This window comes from Oleiphilus sp. HI0086 (assembly GCF_001635225.1).
This window is the reverse complement of sequence record NZ_LWFZ01001174.1, coordinates 1-1,068: the sequence shown is the minus strand read 5'-3', so window position 1 is coordinate 1,068 and position 1,068 is coordinate 1. Positions and strand designations below refer to the sequence as shown.

Here is a 1,068-nt window from a genome sequence, read left to right as displayed (position 1 = left end):
TTGCCTGGGCGCTTGTCGCATCACTAGCACAATAATCAACTAAGCCATCTTTACTTGTTGAGAAAAAACCATCTTTATCGGTAATCGCTGAAGCTTCCCAAGCATCGCGTTTGCCATTGTCGTTACCATCCAAATAAACTGTAGCACCCGCCAAGTAGGCATCAACAACGGCACCTTCAACTGCTTGTTTCGACTGGCTTGTACCCCCATCAGGATCATCAGGGTTACTACAACCAGCGCTAATTGCAACAGCTGCAGCTAGGGCAGTGAGTGAAAATCCCTTCGTCATCGTGAATAACGTTTGTTTCTTAATAAGGTTCATATGCCCTCTCCTTAAAATTTCTCTTCAAAGCCGATATTAAAGCCAAAGCGTCTCGGTGCTTTTGTTCCATCAAGTTCAACTGTATCCAAACTCGCCGCTAAATCAATATTCATCATGCCAAACAGTGTTGTACCAAAGCCAACCATAGTTAGCTCGCTACCGACTAAATTCTGACTAATACCTAAACGAATTGTCGGCAAAATATAACTATTAGGGAAATAAGTGGCAGAACCGCTTATCATCTGGCTTTCTCGGCCTACCAAGTCATACACAGAGTTTAAGTCATAAGCGCCTGTCAATAACCACTGCTTGTCCTCAGTATAGAGAGAGCCTTCAATGGTTGTTTGAGCAGCCATTACAGCAGTTTCTTGCAGTGAGATTTCACCAGAAAATACGTCGCGAGCAACTTCACAGTTAGCCCTTCTTGTTGGGTCTGTAATTGAGCCACAGTCTGTACCAATATCGCCATACTTGAACTCAGGCTCATTTATATTTGCGATAGTCAGGCCAGCATGACCATTAGGGAAAGCCCAAAGAAGACCTAAATCAACGCCCATCTCTGTTGTTGAAACTGTATTCTCTTCAAATTCGTCACGAATCGCATCACCAGCATCGTCATCTTCGGCGATGTTAGTCAATGCCAGTACTTGTTTATTCATGGTGGCGTGATAAGCATTAAGCTGAACCCCTGCAAAGAGCTTAGAATCCATCACTGGCGGCTGCCATACTTCAGCACTGTACGATAG

At 44.2% G+C, this 1,068-nt stretch carries 2 protein-coding genes; both read right to left on the bottom strand.

The genetic code is table 11. The features are described from left to right. Positions 1-322: hypothetical protein (locus A3756_RS20510; RefSeq protein WP_197481427.1), on the bottom strand; the 322-nt coding region annotated here is incomplete at its 3' end. Between the two features lie 11 nt (positions 323-333). After that, the coding region (gene traF / locus A3756_RS20505; protein WP_156490645.1) for a conjugal transfer protein TraF at positions 334-1,068 on the bottom strand (735 nt) is incomplete at its 5' end.